Raw genomic sequence first — 19,810 nt, 5'->3', positions numbered from 1 at the left:
GCGGGAGCGTGGCCACGTACCGCTGACGAGCTGTCCCGTAATCCAGGTGCCCCTTCCGACCGCCCGGGGTAGCCTGCGCCGACATGGCATCGGAACTGGAACGCCCCCCGCTCCAAGCGGACGAACGCACCGCGCTCATCGGCTGGCTGGACCTGCAGCGGCAGATCCTGCGCTGGAAATGCCAGGGGCTGAACGACGAGGACGCGCACCGCTCGGTCGTCCCGACCTCACCGGCCATGACGATGGCCGGCCTCATCTCCCATATGCGCTGGACCGAACACATGTGGCTGGAGGTGCTGTTCCTCGGCGGCGACGAGAAGCAGAACCCGTCCTTCGACGAGTCGAGCGAGAATGCCGACTGGCACACCGACGGCCGCCCCCTCACCGAACTCCTCGCGGAGTACGAGGCCCAGTGCGCCCGCAGCAATGAGATCGTCGCCGCAGCTTCCCTGGACGACGTCGGCCGCCACCCCGGCTTCCGCTCCGGCGGTGCCAACCTCCGCTGGATGCTGATCCACCTCGTTGAGGAGACGGGGCGGCACGCGGGGCACGCGGACATCGTCCGGGAGCTTCTCGACGGAACGAAGGGCTATTACTGAAGGTTGCCCCGTACAGGGCGGGAGTTACTCAGTGAGGGCCATCTTGTGCAGGCTTCTCTGAACTACGAGGTGAGGGCGACAGCCGAGATTCGGTCGTCGGCCGGCTTTGAGCACGGGTGGCGACAGCGGATGCGCACCGGTTCGGGAGGGACTCGCCCCGGGGCTGAGGTCGATGTGTGCGAGAACGGGAGGTACCCCACGTCGGCCTCGGGGTGGTGCACCGGGCTCGCGGCAACGCGTTCGCGTGGCATTTACCCGGCCGCGTACGGTCTGCGCATGACGAGGACCACGCCGGCCAGACCGGTGTCCGTGGAGGCCGTGTTCCCGGAGCTGGCCCCCTACCGGGCCCGGACGACCCGGTTACACCCCAGACCGGGGCGGCCCGGCATGCACGACAGTCACGTCGGCGGGCCGATGCTGTGGCCGGACGGCGAACCATGGCCGCTCTGCCACGAGCCGCACCAGCGCGAGACCGAGGGGTACGCTCCGGAGGAGATCCGCAGCGCCCGGGCCGCAGGCGTCCGGCCGCCGAGCCGGCCATGGCCCCGCGCAGAAACTCCCGGAAAGGACGGTCCGGTGCCCTTCGTGGGGCTGGCCCAGTTCTTCCGCCGTGACATCCCGGGCCTTGCCTGCGGGCCCGGCGACGCGGACCTGCTGCAGCTCTTCCGCTGCCCCTTCACCCACGGCCCGTACCTGGAGCGCCGCTACCGCCTGCGGTGGCGACAGGCCGGGCAGACCGAGCATGCGGAATGCTTCCTCGCCGATCCGCCCCACGTGCCCCTGCTTCGATGGGAGGACGAACTCCCCGAGCCATGTGTCCTGCACCCGGAAGAGGTGGACACCTATCCCTGGGCCGAGGACGACACGCTGCCCGCCTCGCTGATCGCGCGCATCGACGCGTGGGACGACGCCCAGGTAGCGGAACACGGCCCCGACGCCCCCAGCTACCAGTACGATCTGTCGATCCCTCCCGGCTGGCGCGTCGGAGGCTTTCCCAGCTGGGCGTCGACGGGCCCTATGGCCATCGACTGCGCGTCCTGCGCAACCCCCATGCGGCTGCTGCTGACGGCCGAGGGCTGCGAGACGGACGCCGGCTCGCACAGCTGGGTGCCACTGGAGGACCGTGACCCGACCCTGAGGGGAAAGGCATCGATCCGGGGTGGCCAATCCGTTGCCCAGCCCACTCGGCTCCGCTTCGGCCGGGACCGGGACCTGCACGTTTTCACCTGCCCGACCGATCCCGGACACCCGCCCCAATGGGTGCTCGCCTAAAGATCTTCTCGTAACCCGGTAACTGTGCTGTGGCGACAAGGCTGTTGCGACAAGGCTGTTGCGATTTCTGGTGCAGATCAGTCGGCGAGGGCGAGGTTGTGCATGTGGGCAACGCCGCTGGTGGCCCAGTGGACGCCGTCGCCCTTGAGCCTGCAGTCGCGGAGGATCTTCCAGTTCTTCATGCGGGCGAAGACGTGCTCGACGCGGGCCCGCACCCGGCGGTGGGATGCGTTGTGCTCTTCTTTCCACTGCTCCAGCCGTTCCTGTCCCGCCTTGCGGCGGTGCGGGATGAGTAGTCCGGTCCCCTGGTAGCCGCCGTCGGCGATGACGGTTGCGTCCCCGCAGGCGGCGTCGATGCCAGAGCCGGAAAAGGCAGTGCAGTCGTTGTGGTTGCCGGGCATCGGTCGGCCGACTGCGAGCACGAGCTTGGTCTCCGCCTTGATGAGGACCTGCATGTTCGCTGTCGCGCTCGACGCGGGACCCGGGTGGGGGCAAATGCTGAGGGGCAGCCCGGGCCACCCATCGATCGGCGATTCTCCCCTGATCCCGGCTTGGTCGCCCAAGGGCGTGCGTCGGCGCACGGCGTGCAGAGCGATAGCGGAGCCGGGTGCCTTGATGAAGCAGGGAAAACCTCAACTTGTCCCGCAGCCCTCGGTCCGTGGCTGGTCCGGAAGTGCTGGTCAGCGCTGGGATCTGAGCGAGACAGAACGAGATATATGCCGCGAAGCCAGCCTGCGGTAGCGGGCCGCTTGCGCGTACAGCGAAGGGCCTCCGGCCTGTGTAACTGCAGGTCGGAGGCCCCTCTTTGGGATCTAGAAGAACCCCAGCTTCTTCGCCGAGTACGACACCAGCAGGTTCTTCGTCTGCTGGTAATGCGCCAGCATCATCTTGTGCCCCTCCCTCCCGATCCCCGACTGCTTGTAGCCGCCGAAGGCCGCGTGGGCGGGGTTTGACGGAACTCCGTAACCATGGAGGGAGGCTGACCTGGCGTGACGACGGAAACAGAGTGGCTTGATCACTGGCTGCGACGGGCTCCGGCGCTCTCCCAGGCGGTCCTGGAGCACCGACAGGGGTGTGGTGTCGAGTCAGTCGGACAAGAGCTGCCCGGCCTCCGTTCCGGCGGAGAGGCCGGGGGGAAGCAGGATTTCCTCAGACTACGGAGAGCAGGTCCACCACGAAGACGAGCGTGGAACCCGCCGGGATCAACGACGAGGGGGACTGCTTGCCGTAGCCGAGGCGCGGAGGGACGGTGATCTCCCGCCGACCGCCGACCTTCATCCCCCTGAGTCCTCGGTCCAGGCCCTTGATGGCCCTGCCGCCACCCACGGCGAACTTGAACGGCTCGCCCCGGTCCCAGGAGGCGTCGAACTCCTTTCCGGACTCGAAGGTGACCCCGACGTAGTGAATCCGGACGACCCTGCCCGGCTTCGCCTCAGGCCCGTCCCCGACGACGAGGTCCCGGATCGTCAGCTCCTGGGGAGCATCACCCCCCGGAAGTCCGATCTCGGGCTTCGTCAGTTCACTCATCGCAGCCTCACTACTCTCCGCCGTAATCCTTCGTACAGACCAGCCGGGCGCAGGTCACTCCATGCAGTAGATGATCACGCTACCGAGAACGCTGATCGGCTTGGGTACATCAAACCCCACGGAGCACGGCGCGGCGTGACTGGGCGCGCTTCGTTCACGAGCCAGAGCACCCGTGCCGCTTGCGAATCGGGCGGTGTCCTCGCCGATCACCCGCGCCACGCTGTCTTGGCCCGGGCGGGACAACCACACCGTCCTTCCGTTGATGCGGACTCCCCGCACCACCACACCACCTCACCTGCCCCGTTGACGACAGCGTGGCGGGTCTCCGACACGCGGAGCGAATGGGCTTGGCGATCGGAGCGAAGGGTAAAGGAAGTTGATGTGGCTTCCGCAGACGCTCAGAAGAAGCCGAGCTTCTTCGGGGAGTACGAGACGAGGAGGTTCTTCGTCTGCTGGTAATGCCCCAGCATCATCTTGTGCCCCTCCCGCCCGATCCCCGACTGCTTGTAGCCGCCGAAGGCCGCGTGCGCCGGGTAGGCGTGGTAGCAGTTGGTCCAGACGCGGCCTGCCTGGATGGCGCGGCCGGCGCGGTAGGCGGTGGTGCCGTTGCGGGTCCAGACGCCGGCGCCCAGGCCGTAGAGGGTGTCGTTCGCCAGGGAGATCGCGTCGTCGAAGTCCGTGAACGACGTCACGGCGACCACCGGGCCGAAGATCTCCTCCTGGAAGATCCGCATGCGGTTGTCGCCCTCGAAGATGGTGGGCTGGACGTAGTAGCCGCCCGCGAGTTCGCCGCCCAGGTCGGCTCGGGTGCCGCCCGTCAGGATGCGGGCGCCTTCCTGCTTGCCGATGTCGAAGTAGGAGAGGATCTTCTCCAGCTGGTCGTTGGAGGCCTGGGCGCCGATCATCGTGTCGGTGTCCAGGGGGTGGCCGGGGACGATCGCCTCGGTGCGGGACCTGGCCGCTTCCAGGAAGGCGGCGTAGTGGCCGCGCTGGATCAGGGCCCGGGACGGGCAGGTGCAGACCTCGCCCTGGTTCAGGGCGAACATGGTGAAGCCCTCGAGGGCCTTGTCGAGGAAGTCGTCGGCGGCGGCCGAGACGTCGTCGAAGAAGATGTTGGGGCTCTTGCCGCCGAGTTCGAGGGTGACCGGCTTCAGGTTCTCCGAGGCGTACTGCATGATCAGGCGGCCCGTCGTCGTCTCGCCGGTGAAGGCGATCTTGGCGACGCGGGGGCTGGACGCCAGTGGCTTTCCCGCTTCGGCGCCGAAGCCGTTGACGATGTTGACCACCCCGGGCGGGAGCAGGTCCGCGACCAGGTCCAGCCATACGTGGACGGAGGCCGGGGTCTGCTCGGCGGGCTTGAGGACCACCGCGTTGCCCGCCGCGAGCGCCGGGGCCAGCTTCCAGGCCGCCATCAGGATGGGGAAGTTCCAGGGGATGATCTGGGCGACCACGCCCAGCGGCTCGTGGAAGTGGTAGGCGACGGTGTCCTCGTCGAGTTCGGAGAGGCTGCCCTCCTGGGCGCGTACGGCGCCCGCGAAGTAGCGGAAGTGGTCGATGGCGAGCGGGATGTCCGCGGCCAGGGTCTCGCGGACGGGCTTGCCGTTCTCCCAGGACTCCGCGACGGCCAGGATCTCGAGATTCTGCTCCATCCGGTCGGCGATGCGGTTCAGGACCAGGGCGCGCTCCGCGGGGGAGGTGCGGCCCCATGCCGGGGCCGCGGCGTGGGCCGCGTCCAGGGCGCGCTCGACGTCCTCGGCCGTGCCGCGCGCGATCTCGGTGAAGGCGCGGCCGTTCACCGGGGTCGGGTTCTCGAAGTACCCGCCCTGCTTGGGCGGCACGTACTCGCCGCCTATCCAGTGGTCGTACCGCGAGCGGTAGTTGACGATCGCCTCGGGGGAGCCCGGGTCGGCGTAGCGGGTCATGGGGAGCCTCCAGACGGCAGGAACGGGGGTGGCGCACGGCGCCGTCGGGCCGTGCCGCAGCACGCTAGCCGTGGGCCCGTTGCGCGAACGTTGCCCGCAGCCGCCGGGCCCGCGCCGCCACCGTGCCGCGGTGGGCCGCGCTCTCGGGCAGTGCGGCCAGCAGCCGCTCCCACGCCTCCAGATCGCCCTCGCCCCACGGGCTGTCCGCCCACAGCTGCAGGGCCGTCGCATCGCCGCCGCCCAGCACCGCGCGCCGCAGCCGGTCCTCCAGCAGGCGCCGCAGCCGGCACACGCCCGGCGCCTCCGAGAGGGGGAGGAGGGGACCCTCGTACGAGCGGAGGGCCGATCGTAAGTCGCCGTCCGCCAGCTTCCGTTCCACCGCCGCCGCATCCGTCTCGACATGCGTGCGCAGGCGGTACGGGCGGGAGTCCAGCAGCCCGCCCACCAGCCGCCGCAGCCGTGACAGCTCCGCGCGCAGCGTCACGGGCGGCACCGGCCGCTCCCCGTACAGGGCCGTGACAAGCTGATCACCCGTCAGGCCGTCGGGGTGGGCCGCCAGCAGGACGAGGATCTCGCTGTGCCGGCGCCCCAGCCGTAATCGGCGGCCGTCCGCCACCAGCAGCGCCTCGTCGCGGCCCAGCGCCGAGAGCGACCGGGCCGGCCCCGGGACGCCGGCCGCCAGCTGTGCCTCCGCCGCCCGTGCGGTCGCCCGCACCAGGGCCAGGCTGTGCGGGCCCGCCAGGTGGTCGCCGCCCGTGATGTCCACCGCGCCCAGCAGCCGGCCGGTGTGCGGGTCGTGCACGGGCGCGGCGGCGCAGGTCCACGGCTGCACCAGGCGGTTGTAGTGCTCGGTGGCGAAGATCTGCACGGCCTCGCCCAGGGCGAGGGCCGTGCCCGGCGCGTTGGTGCCGGCGTGCCGCTCGTCCCAGCGGGCCCCGGCGACGAAGTTCATCCGCTCGGCACGGGCCCGTACGCCAGTGTGCCCCTCCACCCACAGCATCCGGCCCGCCGCGTCGCACACGGCCAGCAGATGGGCCCCGTCCTCGGCGATCGACCCCAGCAGCTCGCGGAAGAGCGGCATCGCGCAGGCCAGCGGGTGTGTGCGGCGGTAGTCCTCCAGCTCGGCGCCGGTCAGCTCGACCGGTGCCACGAACTCGGGCGCGGGCAGCGCCGCCGCGGAGCGCTGCCACGAGTCGGCCACCACCCGCCGCACGCGCGGACCCACCGCGCCCCCGGACACGAACGCCGCGTGCGCCCTGCGGACCGCGCGGCAGCGCTCGGCGGGATCGCCGCCGGACGCCATCGCCAGCCATGGGTTGACCATCTGGACCCCTCCCCGGAGGTCGGCCGTCCACGACGATACCGCCGGGGGCGGCGGCGAGGTCAGGGGTGGCGCGGCGGACCGCACCGGGTACACCCGGGACAGGCGGAGGGTTGCGGTGCACACGTCACAGCGGCGAATCTGCCACTCATGCACCACCCGTAACCCATGACCGTGACCCGCAGCTCCAGCTCCCGGAACGGAATCAGACAACCATGCGCCAGGTGCTCCTCGACATAGCCGAACGTACCCTCGCCGCCTATGTGACGACCTTCCTCGGCATCCTCATCGCCGACGGGTTCGACCTCACCAGCATTTCCGCGATCAAGGCGGCCGCCATCGCCGCCCTGCCCGCCGCGCTCTCCGTGATCAAGGGCGCGATCGGCAGCCGCTTCGGCGACAAGGACAGCGCGGCCTGGCTGCCGCGCCGCAGCCGACGCGCATAGCCCGGCCCGGCCCGACCCGGCCCGGTGGAAGCCGGGCTTCCACACGGGGTGTGCCCCGTGCACCCGCACCCGGCCCCGCACACACTCTGCCGCCCGGCCCCGGCACGCGGTTGACTCGGTTCCGCGAGTCCCACTGGCACGACGGGACCGGGTTGCCGGTCATTCCCCCCGAGCCGGCGGCCCGCCGCCCCGTACCGCCGGGCGGACGGTACGGGGCGGAACCGTGCGCCCGAGCGGGCGGTCGTCCGGACGTCTTCGCGCCCCCCGGCGTCGAGCCGCGCGGGGCGGGTGCAACGATGTCCACGTCATGAGAGCAGGGCAGCAGACCGGACAGGTCCCGCGCGCGCTGCGAGCCGGAGTGTTCGCAGCGGTCTGCGTGCTGCTCGCCGCCCTCGGCCACGCCGTCATGTCCGGGACCACGGTCCCGTGGTGGGCCATCGCCGCCGCGCTCTCCGGCACGGGCGGCTGCGCCTGGTTCCTGGCCGGGCGCGAGCGCGGCCCGCTGCTGATCACACTCGCGACGGTCGGCGCCCAGACGGCGCTGCACTTCTTCTTCACCCTGGCCCAGAACGTGGGCCGGGGTGCCGCCGAGGCCCTCTCCCCGAACGGCTTCGGGACCGCCCTCACCTGCGGCGGGGGCCATGCCATGGCCATGGATCCCACCGCCATGGACCACACCCTGGGCGGCATGGGCATGTCCGGAGCGGGCATGTCCATGGGCGACATGGGATCCATGGGACCCATGGGGACGATGGACTCCATGGGTGGCATGCCGATGCACGCCGGCCACGGCGCCCTCGGCATGTGGTCCGCCCACGTCCTCGTCGCCGTCGTCTGCGGCATCTGGCTCTCCGGCGGCGAGCAGGCGGCCTTCCGGCTCGGCCGGGCCATCGGCGCCCGGCTCTTCGCCCCGCTCGTCCTCCTCTTCTGCGACGTACCCGCGCCCGCCGGCCCGCCACGCGTCCGCGCCGGGCTCGACCGCGCCGCCCAGCGGCTGCGGCGGCTGCTGTACGCCCACGTCCTCGCCACGCGTGGTCCGCCCGCCCGCGTCGCCGCCTGCTGACTCCTTCCGAGTCCGCCGCGGCGACCTTCCGGGCCGCATCACGTCACCGGGCCCGCCCGCCTCCGCGCCGGGCGCCCGGATTCCAGGAAGGACCCAGGGCGATGACCCCTGCCCTCAAACCTTCGGCTCCGCCCTGCTGTCGTGCAGCCGCGCAGCCGAAGGCCGAACAGCACCGTTCAGCCGAGATCCAGACCCGCCGCGAGCGCCTTGAGCCGACGCACCCGCTCACCCCAGCCGCGGCACTCGGCACACCCCAGAAGATGCGCGTCGAGCGCCGCCCCGGACACACCCGGGGGCGGCTCCTCGCCGTCGATGCGGGCGGATATAGCGGTACGAACCTCACTGCAGCGCACCCCGCCATCGTCCCCGGTGCCGCCGCCTCCTCCCGCACCGGGGGGCGCCGTGCGTGACGACGAGACGGTGACCGCCTGGGCGCTGGCGGCCCGCGGCGGCGACGCCGACGCAGTGGAACGATTCATCCGCGCCCTGCAGAGCGACGTGCGGCGGTACGTGGCCCGGCTGAGCAACGACCCGCAGGGTGCCGACGACCTCGTGCAGGAGACGTTCCTGCGGGCCCTGCGCTCGCTGCCGCGCTTCGAGGGCCGGTCGTCGGCCCGCACCTGGCTGCTGTCCATCGCCCGCCGCACGGTCGTGGACCGGCTGCGCTTCCAGGCGGCGCGACCGCGGCTGTCGGACACCGACGACTGGCAGTCGGCGGCCGAGCGGACGCAGTCCGCGGAGCTGCCCGGCTTCGACGAGGGAGTGGCGCTCTCCCAGCTGCTCGACCGGCTGCCGTACGAGCGCCGTGAGGCGTTCGTCCTCACCCAGATGCTGGGCCTGCCGTACGCGGAGGCCGCGGTCGTCGCGGGCTGTCCCGTCGGCACGGTGCGGTCCCGCGTGGCACGGGCCCGCGAGACGCTGATCGTGCAGCTGGACGCGGCCGAGCGCGAGGCGTCCGCGCGAGTGGTGGCCGCCTGCGTCTCCGCCCGGGCGGAGCGGGTGCCGGCGCTGGCCGGCTAGCCGGTACGGGCCCGCCTGCTGCGCGGACGCCGAGGGGCCGTGGTGTGTACGCACACCACGGCCCCTCTTCTTGTCCGGCGGGTGGCTCAGCCCGGCGGCCGGGTTCCGGCCGGTACGACCACGGCCTCCGCCCGCACCACACCGCTCTTGCGGAAGCGCAGCACGAACGGCAGCCGGTCGCCGACGCGCACCTTGGGCGGCCGGTAGACCATCACGTCCAGGCCGTGCGGGGACATCTCCAGCGTGCCGTGCGCGGGGACGGTCGCCGAGGCGACCATCTGCATGCGGCCCGCGCCGTTCCGCACGACCGTACGGCTGAGCATCGCGCCGCCCGCCGACGGCACGTCGACGCCGATCAGCTCGTCGTCCGCGTCGCCGTCGTTGCGCAGTTGGAACGTCGCCGCGGTGTCGTCCAGGCCGAACGGGAGCAGGACGCGGCCGTCCTCGACCCGTACGGAGGCGGGCCGGCCCGCCGCGCCGGACGCCGTCCAGGCCGTCAGGCCGCCGAGAGCCACCGCGCACGCGGCGACCGGGACGAGGGCCGCGCGGAGGGCTTGGACCAGGGGAGTGGGGGAGTCCGTCATCAGAGTCCACCCCGGGAGTTCCTGTTGCCGTTCCCGGCCGGACGCGCCGGACGTGCCGACCGTGCGGGCCGCGGCTGCCAGCCGCGCAGCCGCAGGCTGTTGCCCACGACCAGCAGGGAGCTGACGGACATCGCCGCGGCCGCGACCATCGGGCTCAGCAGCCCGACGGCCGCCAGCGGCACGGTGACCAGGTTGTAGCCGAACGCCCAGGCGAGGTTGGACCGCACGGTCACCGAGGTGCGCCGGGCCAGCCGGACGGCGTCGGCCAGTGCGCCCATGTCCTCGCGGACGAGCGTCACGTCGGCCGCGCCGATGGCCGCGTCCGTGCCGCTGCCCATCGCGATGCCCAGGTCCGCGCCCGCGAGGGCGGCGGTGTCGTTGACGCCGTCGCCGATGACCGCGACCCGGTGGCCGCGCTCGCGGAGCGTGCGGACGAGCGCCGCCTTGTCCTCGGGCGTCGCCCGGGAGTGCACCTCGGTGATGCCCAGTTCCGCTGCGACGGACCGGGCGGCGGCCTCGCCGTCGCCGGTGGCGAGCACGGGGCGCAGGCCGAGCCGCTTCAGGTGGTCGACCGCGCGGTAGCTGCCGGCGCGGACGGTGTCGCCGAGGGCGACGACGGCTTCCGGGGTGCCGTCGATGTGGACGAGGACGGCGGTGTGGCCGTGTTCCTCGGCGCGGTGGAGGGCGGCGGAGAGGGGTTCGGGGAGATCGGGCGCCGCGTCCGGTCTCGTCACCTCCACCCGGTGGCCGTCGACGACCGCCCGTACGCCCACGCCCGCCGTCGCCGTGAAGTCCGTCGCCGGGGGGAGGGGTCCGGCCTCGCGGCCGCGGGCGTGGATCGCCCGGCCCACCGGGTGCTCCGAGCCCGCTTCCGCCGCCGCGGCCAGGCACAGGGCCCGGTCGGTGCCCGTCACTTCCGTGACCGTCATCGAACCCGTCGTCAGCGTGCCCGTCTTGTCCAGCACCACCGTGTCCACCCGGCGCAGGCCCTCCAGCGCCTGGGGGCCGCTCACCAGGATGCCGAGGCCCGCGCCGCGGCCCGTGGCAGCCAGCAGGGCGGTCGGTGTGGCCAGGCCCAGGGCGCACGGGCAGGCGACCACGAGCACGGCGACGGCCGCCGTGATCGCCGCCTGCGGGGCGGCCCCGGCGCCGAGCCAGAAGCCCAGGACGCTGACGGCGACCGCGAGGACGGCCGGGACGAAGACGCCCGCGACCGCGTCCGCGAGGCGCTGCACCCGGGCCTTGCCCGTCTGGGCCTCCTCCACCAGCCGGGCGATCCGCGCCAGCTGGGTGTCCGCGCCGACGGCCGTGGCCCGCACCTCCAGCAGCCCGCCGGAGTTGACGGCGCCGCCGACCACGGCCGAGCCGGGCCCGGCCTCGACCGGGGCGCTCTCGCCCGTCACCAGGGACAGGTCCAGGGCCGAGCTGCCCCCGACCACCTCGCCGTCGGTGGCGACCCGCTCGCCGGGGCGGACCACGAAGACGTCGCCCACCGACAGTCCGGTGATCGGAATCCGGCGTTCGGTGCCGTCCTCGGCGCGTACCAGCACGTCCTTCGCGGCGAGCGAGGCCAGCGCCCGCAGCGCCGAGCCCGTGCCCCGCCGGGCCCGGGCCTCCAGCAGACGGCCGGTCAGGACGAACAGCGGTACGCCGACCACTGCTTCCAGGTAGACGTCCGCCGTACCGCCCATGGCCGACGGCACCAGCGTGAAGGGCATCCGCATCCCCGGCTCCCCGGCGCCGCCGAGGAAGAGGGCGTACGCCGACCAGGTGTAGGAGGCGAGCACGCCCAGTGAGACCAGGGTGTCCATGGTGGCGGCGGAGTGCCGCAGCCCCCGCAGGGCCCGCTCGTGGAACGGCCACGATCCCCAGGCCGCGACCGGGGTGGCCAGGACGAAGCACAGCCACTGCCAGTTGCGGAACTGCAGGGCGGGGACCATGGAGAGGACCAGCACCGGCACCGACAGCAGGGCGATGATCAGCAGCCGGGTAAGAGCCGGCGCGTCCGGCCGCTCGCCGGACTCCTCCGCCGGATCCGGACGCTCCGGCTCCGGCAGCGCGGCCGTGAAGCCGGCGCCCTCCACCACGGCGATCAGCTCGGCGGCGGTCACATCGGCGGGGTGGGTGACCCGCGCCCGGCCCGTGGCCAGGTTGACGGTCGCGCTCACCCCCTCCAGGCGGCCGAGCTTCTTCTCGATGCGGGCCACGCACGCCGCGCAGGTCATCCCGCCGACGATCAGTTCGGTGACGAGCGGGGAGTCCGTCGTGGTCGTGCTCATCAGTGGCCCATCCCGGGCATGCCGCCCATCTTCCCGCCCATGCCCCCGCCGGAGCCCTGTCCGGAGCCCGGCTCCCCGCCGCCGGTCCGGTGCATCCCGGGCGCGACGGGACCGACGGCCAGACCGGCCGTGTAGGAGAGGCCGAAGAGAACGGCCAGCAGCAGGACGAAGTCGGCCAGGGCGATGTACGGACTGAGCGGGGGGCGTGCTCGACGTGCGGTCATCGCCGCATCGTGACACGGCACGGAGCGGCGCCCGGGCGCTTCACCCGCTTTCCGGCGCGTGAGGATTGTCCCTTTCCCGGCCGGGAACCAGCGGGCCCCCGCGGCCGACTACCCGGAGATCGGGGGACGTTCTCCGGGGCCGGCCCCCCGTCCCCGTACGACCCGTACGCCTCGTACACCTCGTATGAAAAGCCGGGAACTCGCTTCCCCGGCCGTACGACTCCTCAAGGGTCCATTGAACTCGCGAGGAGAACCCCATCGTGTCGCTGCCCGAGCCCGTGCCCCTCTACGGCACCGAGTACAAGCGCGATCCCTATCCGCTGTACGCCCGGATGCGGGAGGCCGGCCCCGTTCACCGGGTGCTCTTCCCCAGCGGGGTCACCGCCTGGCTGGTCACCGGTCATGCCGCCGCGCAGCGGACCCTCGCCGACCCGCGGCTGGGCAAGAACCACGCGCTCGGCAACGACCGCTGGCGCGAACGGGCCTCGATCATGCCCGAGCCGCAGCACTCCCAGCTCCAGGTCCACCTCCTGCACCAGGACCCGCCGAAGCACACCGCCATGCGCCGCATGGTCACCGACGCCTTCGCGCCCCGCCGCGTCGAGGAACTGCTGCCACGCTTCCAGGAGATGGCGGACGCGCTCGTCGACGCCATGCCCGCCGACGCCGGGACCGCCGACCTCGTGCGCTGCTTCGCCGCCCGCTTCCCCTTCCAGGTCCTCGCCGAGGTCATCGGCCTGCCGCCGCACCTGGCCGCCCGCTTCCGGCGCGAGTGGGGCAGGGTCGTGGCGCCCGTGGGCCCCGGGGATCCGGGACGCCCGGCGTACGAGGCGCTGCTGCGCGAACTCCAGGAGTACATCGCCGAGGTCGTCGCCGACCGGCGCGGGCACCCGGACGACGGGCTGCTGTCCCGCCTGGTCACCGCCCGCGACCGGGGCGAACTGACGCAGGAGGAGCTGGACTCCATGGTCTTCCAGCTGCTGGTGGCCGGCCAGGAGCCGGTCACCAACCAGATCACCACCGCGCTGGTGGCCCTGATGCGGCAACCCCGTCGAGAAGCTGTGATGGAGCGGCTGCGCGCCGAGCCCGGCCTGCTGCCGAACGCGGTCGAGGAACTGCTGCGGCTCGACAGCGCCTTTGAGCTGACCACCTGGCGCTTCCTCGCCGAGGACGCCGAACTGCACGGCACCCGCATCCCGGCCGGCGACTCCGTGATCGTCTCGCTCTGCGCCGCCAACCGCGACCCCGAGCGCTTCCCCGACCCCGACACCCTGGACCTCGACCGGAACCAGGGCACCCACCTGGCCTTCGGCCACGGCATCCACTTCTGCCCCGGCGCCGCGCTGGCCCGCGCCGAACTCCGGATCGCGCTGGGCACCCTGCTCACCCGGCTGCCCGGGCTGCGGCTCGCCGTCCCCGACGAGGACCTCGCCTGGATCCCGGCCGTCCTCGGCCGCGGCGTCGGCGAGCTGCCCGTCGCCTTCGACACGCCCGTCTGCCCCCGCTCCCGTGGATGACCGCCTCATGACGCACGACACCCTCACCCGCCCCGCACCCCGGACGTCCGTCGAGGCCCGCGTCCTGGGCCTGCTCCTGCCCTATCACCGCACCGCCGGACCGGGCTCGCCGGACCCCGCCGACCACCCGGAACAGCTGCGCCAGATACGGCGGTTCACGGACGCGGGGGAGCCGGTCCTGTTCACCCTCCCCGGCTTCCCCTGCAAGTCCCCCAACCCCGCCAAGGTCCTCGGCCACCTCCCCGACGAGGGCGAGCGGCTCTCGCTCGCCTTCCTCGACCGGCTGTGCGCCCGCATCGGCGGGATATACGAGCCCGGGGCCCGCATCGTCATCTGCTCGGACGGCCACATCTTCGGCGACGTCATCCGCGTCCCCGACGAGCACATCGACGCCTACGGGGACGAGCTGCGAGCCCTGATCGAGCGCGCGGGCCTGCACCACCTCGACACCTTCGACCTGCGCCACGTCCACGGGGACGCCGGCTACGACACCAAGCGCGCCCTGGTCACCGCGGCCCACGCGCCCTCCCTGGAGGCCCTGCGTGCCCAGGTGCGCGGCGACGAGGAGACCGCCGCCCTCTACCGCGGCATCACCCGCTTCCTGGTCGAGGACACCGCGGACTTCACCGGCACCCGCTCCGCCCTCCAGCGCGAGTGCCGCGCCCGCGCCTACGACGTCATCGCCCGCAGCCGGGCCTGGGGCGACCTCGTCGCCGCCCACCACCCCGCGTCCGTACGGCTGTCCATCCACCCCCAGCGGCCCGGCGCCGGGAAGTTCGGCATCCGCCTCCTCGACTCGGCCGACGCCTGGGCCACGCCCTGGCACACGGCCGTGCTCCGCCGGCCCGACGGCACGGCGCGCCTGCTGCCCCGCGCACACGCAGAAAGGCTGGGGCGCCTCGTCCTGAAGGACGGGCGCCCCAGCCACTACGAAGCGGTCAGCTGACCGGCACCGGATCCGCATCCGACCCGGCCGGCGACCGGTGGTCGAAGGCGATCAGCGGGTCGCCGGTCAGCGGGTGCTCGACCACGGCGGCCCGCACCCCGAACACCTCCGCCAGCAGCCCGGGCGTCAGCACCTCGCGCGGCGCCCCCGACGCCACGACCGCCCCGCCGTGCAGCACGTGCAGCCGGTCGCACACGGACGCCGCGGCGTTGAGGTCGTGCAGCGCGAGCAGCGTCGTGCGGCGCTGCTCGCGCAACAGCGCCAGCAGCTCCACCTGATGGCGCACGTCCAGGTGGTTGGTCGGCTCGTCCAGCACCAGCACCTTCGGGTCCTGGGCCAGCGCCCGGGCCAGCAGCACCCGCTGCCGTTCGCCGCCGGACAGCGCGGAGAACCGGCGCCGCGCCGCGTGGGCCATGCCCACCCGGTCCAGCGCGTCGGCCACCGTGTCCCGGTCGGCCGCGTCCTCGCCCGCGAAGGCCCGCTTGTAGGGCGTGCGGCCCATGGCGACGACCTCGCGGACCGACAGCTCGAAGTCGGCGCCCCGCTCCTGCGGGAGCGCCGCGACCCGCCGCGCGGACTGCACGGCCGTCAGCTCCCGGAGATCCGTGCCGCCGACGAGCACCCGGCCCGCGTGCGGCGCCAGATGACGGTAGACGGTCCGCAGCACGGTGGACTTGCCGCTTCCGTTGGGCCCCACGAGCCCGGCGATCTCGCCGTCCTCCGCGAGCAGGTCGACCCCGGAGACCACTGCCCGCCCGGACAGCCGCACCTCCAGGGCCTCGATGGTGATCCTCACAGCCGCTCCAGGCGTCGGTCCAGCAGATACAGCAGCGCGGGCGCGCCGATCAGCGCGGTGACCACGCCCACCGGCAGCTCCTGGTCCGGCAGGGCCGTACGGGCCACCAGGTCGACGACGACCAGCAGCAGGGCGCCGAACAGCGCGGCCACCGGCAGCAGCCGGCGGTGGTCGCCGCCCACCACCATCCGGCATGCGTGCGGCACCATCAGCCCCACGAAGCCGATCGCCCCGGACACCGCCACCAGCACCCCGGTGAGCATGCTGGTGACCACGAACAGCTCACGCCGCAGCCGGCCCACGTCCACCCCGAGCCCGGCAGCCGTCTCGTCGCCCATCAGCATCGCGTTGAGCGCCCGGGACCGGGCCAGCAGCGCCACCGTGCCCAGCAGCACCGCGCCCGCGGGCAGGGCGAGGGTGTCCCACTGGGCTCCGCCGAGCGAGCCCATCATCCAGAACAGCGCCCCGTGCGTCTGCTGTTCGTCCCCCGCCTGGAGCACCAGGTAGTGGGTGAAGCCCGACAGGAACTGCCCGATGCCCACCCCCGCCAGCACCAGCCGCAGCGGCCGGAAGCCGCCCGCCCGCCGGGCGAACGCCCACACCAGCGTGAAGGACAGCAGCGCACCGGCGAACGCCGCCGCCGACAGCCCCAGCCCGAGCGCCCCGCCCGCGCTCGCGCCGAGCACGATCGCGGCCACCGCGCCCAGCGAGGCCCCGCTGGAGATGCCCAGCAGATAGGGGTCCGCGAGCGGATTGCGGACCAGGGCCTGGGCGGCCGTGCCGACCAGGCCCAGCCCCGCGCCCACCACGGCCGCCAGCAGGGCGCGCGGCACCCGCAGCTGCCAGACGATCAGATCCGGGGTCCCCGGCACCGGCCCCCGGCCGCCGAGGCCGTGCAGCACCGCCGACCACACCCGGCCCGGCGGCACCGAGGTCGAGCCAAGGCACACGGAGGCGACCAGCGCGGCCAGCAGGGCGGCGCCCAGCACGGCGCAGGCCAGGCCGGCCCGCACCGTGCGGACGCCCGGCTCCCGGCCCTCCGCCGTCCGGCCCCCGGTGAGCGTCGCCATCTACTTGACCCGGTCCGGGTACAGCGCGTGCGCGATCTCCCGCACGGTGTCCGCGCTGCGCACCCCGCCGATGGTGGTGCGCTCGGAGCCGATGCGCAGGAAGTGCCCCTTCTGCACGGCCTTCAGCTCGGCGGTCGCGGGGAAGGTGCGCAGGAACTCGGCCGCCTCGTCGAATGCCTTGGCGTTGGCCTCCTCGCTGCCCCGGTTGCGCACGGCGAGCTGGATCCAGTCCGGGTTCCTGGCGACGACGTCCTCCCAGCCCACGGGCTTGAAGTCGCCGTCGCAGCCGGCGAAGACGTTCCGCCCGCCGCCCTGGGTGATCACCGCGTTGGCCACCTGACGGTTGCAGACGGCCATCGGCTGCTTGGTGCCGGCGTCGTAGTCGAAGAGGAAGTACGTGGGCCGCTGGTCCTCCGGCACGTCCTTCAGCGCCTCCTGCACCTCGCCGGTCTTCCTGCGCATGTCCCCGGTCAGCTCGGCCGCGCGCTGCGCGGTGCCGGTGACCTTGCCCAGCTCCTCGATGTCGGCCTCGATGCCGGAGAGGTCCGTGCGCGGGCCCTTGGCCATCGCCGCACAGGCCGTCGACTTGAGGAAGACGTGCTTGATGCCCGCCGCCTTGAACTCCTCGGCGGTCGGGGCGTCGCCCATCTTGCCCATGTTCTTCATGGAGGAGAACGAGTCGACGTACAGGTCGGCGCCCGAGGCGAGCAGCTTCTCCTTGGGGATGACGGTCTTCCCCAGCACCGGCACCTTCGCGCCCTGCTCGGCGTACTGCTGCGGCAGCGCGCCGTTGCCGGGCGGGAAGCCCGTGCCGGCGGCCTTGTCGCCCGCGCCCAGCCACATCAGCAGCTCCAGGCCGGCGGCGTTGCTGGTGACGATCCGCCGGGGCGCGGACTCGAAGGTGGTCTTCGCGCCCATGCAGTCGGCGACGGTCACCGGGAAACCGGCCCGGGCGCCGGACGCCGCCCCCGCGTCGTCGGCCTTCCCGGCCTCACCGCCACCGCCGCCGACACCGCAGGCCGTCGCCGACAGGGCCACCGCGGCCAGCACACCGCACCACGCACGAGGGCGCATCACTCACTCCAGAAAAGCTCGACGTCCACACGGGCCCGCCGCGTCCTCGGCAGGGGGCCCGGACCAGATAGTCGGACCGCGCGTCCACCGAGTTCCCGCGTGTCGCGAAGAAGAGTGAAGAAGCAGAGCGCCGCCTCCGCGCATACGCTGCCCGGGAGGCACCCGGTGCGAAGGAGGCAGCGGCCATGACGGACCAGCTCGCGGAGATGCCCACCGACTGGCGGCGCGCCCTCGCGATCGTCGCCCACCCCGACGACCTCGAGTACGGCGCATCCGCGGCCGTCGCCACCTGGACCGACGCCGGCCACGAGTGCGCCTATCTGCTGGCCACGTTCGGGGAGGCGGGCATCGGCTCCCTCACCCCCGAGGAGGCCGCGCCGCTGCGCGAGGCGGAGCAGCGGGCGAGCGCCGCCGAGGTGGGGGTGCGGACCGTGGAGTTCCTCGGCCACACCGACGGGATCGTGGAGTACGGGCTCGCGCTGCGCCGCGAGTTCGCCGCGGCCGTCCGCCGCCACCGGCCCGAGCTGGTGCTCACCCTCAACCACCACGACACCTGGCCCGGCGGCACGCAGTGGAACACCCCCGACCACCGGGCCGTCGGCCGCGCCGCCCTCGACGCCGTCGCGGACGCGGGCAACCGCTGGATCTTCCCCGAGCTGGCCGAGGACGGCCTCATGCCCTGGAACGGGGTCCGGTACACGGCCGTCTCCGGCTCCCCGCGCCCCACCCACGCGGTCGACGTGAGCGCGGGCCTGGAGCGGGCCGTGCGGTCCCTGCTCTGCCACCGCACCTACCTGGAGGCGCTCACCGAGGAGGACCCGGAGACCTACTGCCGGACCTTCCTGGAGGGGAACATGCGGGCCGTGGCCGAGCGGTTCGGCGGGCGGCCGGGCGTCGCCTTCGAACTCATCCGCTGCTGACCGGACTTTTCAGCCGCCGACCGGACTCATCCGCCGCCGATGCCGTCGCCCGCCCGGGGGGCCGGCGCGCGCTCTATCACCAGCACCGCCACGTCGTCCTGGAGCCGGCCGCCGGTGTGCGCGGCGAGGTCCTCGCGCAGCCGCCCCAGCAGCTCGGGCGTGGGCAGGCGGGCCCAGGCGTCCAGCCGCTCGGCGAGCGGATAGAAGCCGCCGTCCGGCGCCCGTGCCTCGGTCACCCCGTCCGTGCAGGCCAGCACCCGGCAGTCCGGGGGCAGCGCGAAGCGGCGCGCGGACCGCGGCACGGGGGCCAGGTCGCCCAGCCCCAGCGGCAGGCCCGGCTCCGGCGCCCGCAGCTCGCGCACGCCGCCGTCCGCGCCGATCAGGAACGGCGCCGGGTGGCCGCAGTCGACGAACACGACGGGCACCTGGCCGGGTACCGTCGCCGCCGGGTCGTCCTCGGTCCCGAAGACCAGCGCCGTCACGAACTCCTCGGCGGCGTGCGCGCTCCGCGTGCACTCCTGGTACTCCGCGGACCGGTGGTAGCGGTACAGGCCCTGCTCCATCGCCACCACCCCGCTGTCCAGGTCCCGCCGGTGGTAGGCCGCCTCCCGGAATGCCGTCAGCACCGCCGCCCCCGCCCCCAGCGTGCCCAGCCCCTTGCCCCGTACGTCGCCGATCAGCACGCGGGTGCCGTACGGGGTGTCGACCACCTCGTAGATGTCGCCCCCGATCAGCGCCTCCCGCTGCGAGGACACGTAGAAGCCGTCCACGACCACGCTGTGGGTGCGCAGCGGGAGCGGCCTCAGCAGCGCCCGCTGCGCGGCCTCGCCGGTGGCCCGCACCCGCTCCAGCAGCACGTCGCCGTTCCGCCGCAGCCGGGCGACCGCGATGCTGGCGCCCACGATGAGGATGTTGCCCAGCACCGAGCCGATGCGGTTGACGGACGACATCTCGCCGGTCAGCACCCCGTGGTGGGCCACCATCAGGCAGAAGTCGAGGAGCCCCACGAACACCGTCTGCCGGTAGGTGCAGACCGCCGCGGCGGTCACGGGTGCGAGGGCCGCGTACACGTCGAGCCGCAGATAGGCCGGGGTCATCAGGTCGATGGTCACGACGGCCACGAGATAGGCCAGGACGAGCGCAAAGGGCAGCAGTCTGCGCGACACCGCGGCTGTACCTCCGCGCGGGGAAGGGGAGATGGACACGTAGACATTTCCAGACTTTCCCTGC

Annotated in this window: 20 protein-coding genes and 1 pseudogene; 8 read left to right on the top strand and 13 right to left on the bottom strand. The window is 73.2% G+C overall.

All coding sequences use genetic code 11. The features are described 5' to 3' along the window. Window positions 1-83 precede the first annotated feature (83 nt). Both AC1Z4A_RS03585 and AC1Z4A_RS03580 read left to right on the top strand, forming a co-directional pair. A complete protein-coding gene (locus AC1Z4A_RS03585; protein ID WP_483676357.1) occupies window positions 84-599 on the top strand; it encodes a DinB family protein in 516 nt (171 codons plus the stop codon). Window positions 600-902: 303 nt separating this feature from the next. Beyond that, complete coding sequence (locus AC1Z4A_RS03580) at window positions 903-1,871, top strand: hypothetical protein (protein WP_483683493.1); 969 nt, start codon at window positions 903-905, stop codon at window positions 1,869-1,871. 77 nt (window positions 1,872-1,948) lie between these two features. Here AC1Z4A_RS03580 and AC1Z4A_RS03575 read toward each other — a convergent pair whose 3' ends face one another. The 5 genes and pseudogenes from AC1Z4A_RS03575 to AC1Z4A_RS03555 all read right to left on the bottom strand — a co-directional run bounded on the left by AC1Z4A_RS03575 (window position 1,949) and on the right by AC1Z4A_RS03555 (window position 6,644). Further along, a complete protein-coding gene (locus AC1Z4A_RS03575; RefSeq protein ID WP_483683492.1) occupies window positions 1,949-2,380 on the bottom strand; it encodes a transposase in 432 nt (143 codons plus the stop codon). 303 nt (window positions 2,381-2,683) lie between these two features. Further along, window positions 2,684-2,818, bottom strand: a pseudogene (locus tag AC1Z4A_RS03570) (aldehyde dehydrogenase family protein); the annotation flags it as partial. Between the two features lie 202 nt (window positions 2,819-3,020). Further along, complete coding sequence (locus AC1Z4A_RS03565; protein WP_483676356.1) at window positions 3,021-3,398, bottom strand: FKBP-type peptidyl-prolyl cis-trans isomerase; 378 nt, start codon at window positions 3,396-3,398, stop codon at window positions 3,021-3,023. A 398-nt stretch (window positions 3,399-3,796) separates the two neighbouring features. After that, window positions 3,797-5,320: an aldehyde dehydrogenase gene (adh, locus tag AC1Z4A_RS03560; RefSeq protein ID WP_483676355.1), complete on the bottom strand. Its 1,524-nt coding sequence runs from the start codon at window positions 5,318-5,320 to the stop codon at window positions 3,797-3,799. A 64-nt stretch (window positions 5,321-5,384) separates the two neighbouring features. After that, window positions 5,385-6,644, bottom strand: a complete 1,260-nt coding sequence (locus tag AC1Z4A_RS03555; protein WP_483676354.1) for a helix-turn-helix domain-containing protein — start codon at window positions 6,642-6,644, stop codon at window positions 5,385-5,387. A 212-nt stretch (window positions 6,645-6,856) separates the two neighbouring features. Between AC1Z4A_RS03555 and AC1Z4A_RS03550 the strand changes: the two genes are divergently transcribed. Together AC1Z4A_RS03550 and AC1Z4A_RS03545 are read left to right on the top strand one after the other, a co-directional pair. After that, window positions 6,857-7,087 (top strand): holin, encoded by a 231-nt coding sequence (locus AC1Z4A_RS03550; protein ID WP_483676353.1) that lies wholly within the window; start codon window positions 6,857-6,859, stop codon window positions 7,085-7,087. 307 nt (window positions 7,088-7,394) lie between these two features. Continuing rightward, window positions 7,395-8,150: a hypothetical protein gene (locus AC1Z4A_RS03545; RefSeq protein ID WP_483676352.1), complete on the top strand. Its 756-nt coding sequence runs from the start codon at window positions 7,395-7,397 to the stop codon at window positions 8,148-8,150. Window positions 8,151-8,326: 176 nt separating this feature from the next. On the opposite strand, the gene AC1Z4A_RS03540 is transcribed toward AC1Z4A_RS03545, so the two are convergent. Then, window positions 8,327-8,503, bottom strand: coding sequence for a zf-HC2 domain-containing protein (locus AC1Z4A_RS03540; protein WP_483676351.1), 177 nt, complete (start codon window positions 8,501-8,503; stop codon window positions 8,327-8,329). Between the two features lie 49 nt (window positions 8,504-8,552). On the opposite strand from AC1Z4A_RS03540, the gene AC1Z4A_RS03535 reads away from it, so the two are divergent. Then, on the top strand, window positions 8,553-9,170 hold the full coding sequence (locus tag AC1Z4A_RS03535) for a sigma-70 family RNA polymerase sigma factor (RefSeq protein ID WP_483676350.1): 618 nt from the start codon (window positions 8,553-8,555) through the stop codon (window positions 9,168-9,170). A gap of 86 nt (window positions 9,171-9,256) precedes the next feature. Here the strand turns inward: AC1Z4A_RS03535 and AC1Z4A_RS03530 are convergent, their stop codons facing one another. Genes AC1Z4A_RS03530 through AC1Z4A_RS03520 form a run of 3 tightly spaced genes read right to left on the bottom strand, consistent with a single transcriptional unit; the run spans window position 9,257 to window position 12,257 of the window. Next, window positions 9,257-9,754, bottom strand: coding sequence for a copper chaperone PCu(A)C (locus tag AC1Z4A_RS03530; protein WP_483676349.1), 498 nt, complete (start codon window positions 9,752-9,754; stop codon window positions 9,257-9,259). After that, on the bottom strand, window positions 9,754-12,033 hold the full coding sequence (locus tag AC1Z4A_RS03525; RefSeq protein WP_483676348.1) for a heavy metal translocating P-type ATPase: 2,280 nt from the start codon (window positions 12,031-12,033) through the stop codon (window positions 9,754-9,756). Before AC1Z4A_RS03525 ends, AC1Z4A_RS03530 begins: the two co-directional genes overlap by 1 nt. After that, window positions 12,033-12,257, bottom strand: coding sequence for a hypothetical protein (locus tag AC1Z4A_RS03520; RefSeq protein ID WP_483676347.1), 225 nt, complete (start codon window positions 12,255-12,257; stop codon window positions 12,033-12,035). Before AC1Z4A_RS03520 ends, AC1Z4A_RS03525 begins: the two co-directional genes overlap by 1 nt. A 260-nt stretch (window positions 12,258-12,517) precedes the next feature. Between AC1Z4A_RS03520 and AC1Z4A_RS03515 the strand changes: the two genes are divergently transcribed. Both AC1Z4A_RS03515 and AC1Z4A_RS03510 read left to right on the top strand, forming a co-directional pair. Continuing rightward, window positions 12,518-13,774, top strand: coding sequence for a cytochrome P450 family protein (locus AC1Z4A_RS03515; protein ID WP_483676346.1), 1,257 nt, complete (start codon window positions 12,518-12,520; stop codon window positions 13,772-13,774). Between the two features lie 7 nt (window positions 13,775-13,781). After that, a complete protein-coding gene (locus AC1Z4A_RS03510) occupies window positions 13,782-14,720 on the top strand; it encodes an L-tyrosine/L-tryptophan isonitrile synthase family protein (RefSeq protein WP_483676345.1) in 939 nt (312 codons plus the stop codon). Here the strand turns inward: AC1Z4A_RS03510 and AC1Z4A_RS03505 are convergent. From AC1Z4A_RS03505 to AC1Z4A_RS03495, 3 genes are read right to left on the bottom strand one after another with little or no spacing between them, the layout of a single operon-like run. Beyond that, window positions 14,713-15,516, bottom strand: coding sequence for an ABC transporter ATP-binding protein (locus AC1Z4A_RS03505; RefSeq protein ID WP_483676344.1), 804 nt, complete (start codon window positions 15,514-15,516; stop codon window positions 14,713-14,715). The genes AC1Z4A_RS03510 and AC1Z4A_RS03505 overlap by 8 nt on opposite strands. Then, window positions 15,513-16,586, bottom strand: a complete 1,074-nt coding sequence (locus AC1Z4A_RS03500) for a FecCD family ABC transporter permease (RefSeq protein ID WP_483676343.1) — start codon at window positions 16,584-16,586, stop codon at window positions 15,513-15,515. The genes AC1Z4A_RS03505 and AC1Z4A_RS03500 overlap by 4 nt, the downstream gene beginning before the upstream one ends. Continuing rightward, window positions 16,587-17,660: an ABC transporter substrate-binding protein gene (locus AC1Z4A_RS03495; RefSeq protein ID WP_483676342.1), complete on the bottom strand. Its 1,074-nt coding sequence runs from the start codon at window positions 17,658-17,660 to the stop codon at window positions 16,587-16,589. A gap of 185 nt (window positions 17,661-17,845) precedes the next feature. Here AC1Z4A_RS03495 and AC1Z4A_RS03490 point away from each other — a divergent pair, with 185 nt between their 5' ends. Next, on the top strand, window positions 17,846-18,580 hold the full coding sequence (locus AC1Z4A_RS03490) for a PIG-L deacetylase family protein (protein ID WP_483676341.1): 735 nt from the start codon (window positions 17,846-17,848) through the stop codon (window positions 18,578-18,580). A 26-nt stretch (window positions 18,581-18,606) separates the two neighbouring features. Here the strand turns inward: AC1Z4A_RS03490 and AC1Z4A_RS03485 are convergent, their stop codons facing one another. Further along, on the bottom strand, window positions 18,607-19,746 hold the full coding sequence (locus AC1Z4A_RS03485; protein ID WP_483676340.1) for a PP2C family protein-serine/threonine phosphatase: 1,140 nt from the start codon (window positions 19,744-19,746) through the stop codon (window positions 18,607-18,609). Window positions 19,747-19,810 lie beyond the last annotated feature (64 nt).

The organism is Streptomyces sp. 17_S59, assembly GCF_056930295.1.
This window is presented reverse-complemented; position numbering and strand designations above follow the sequence as displayed.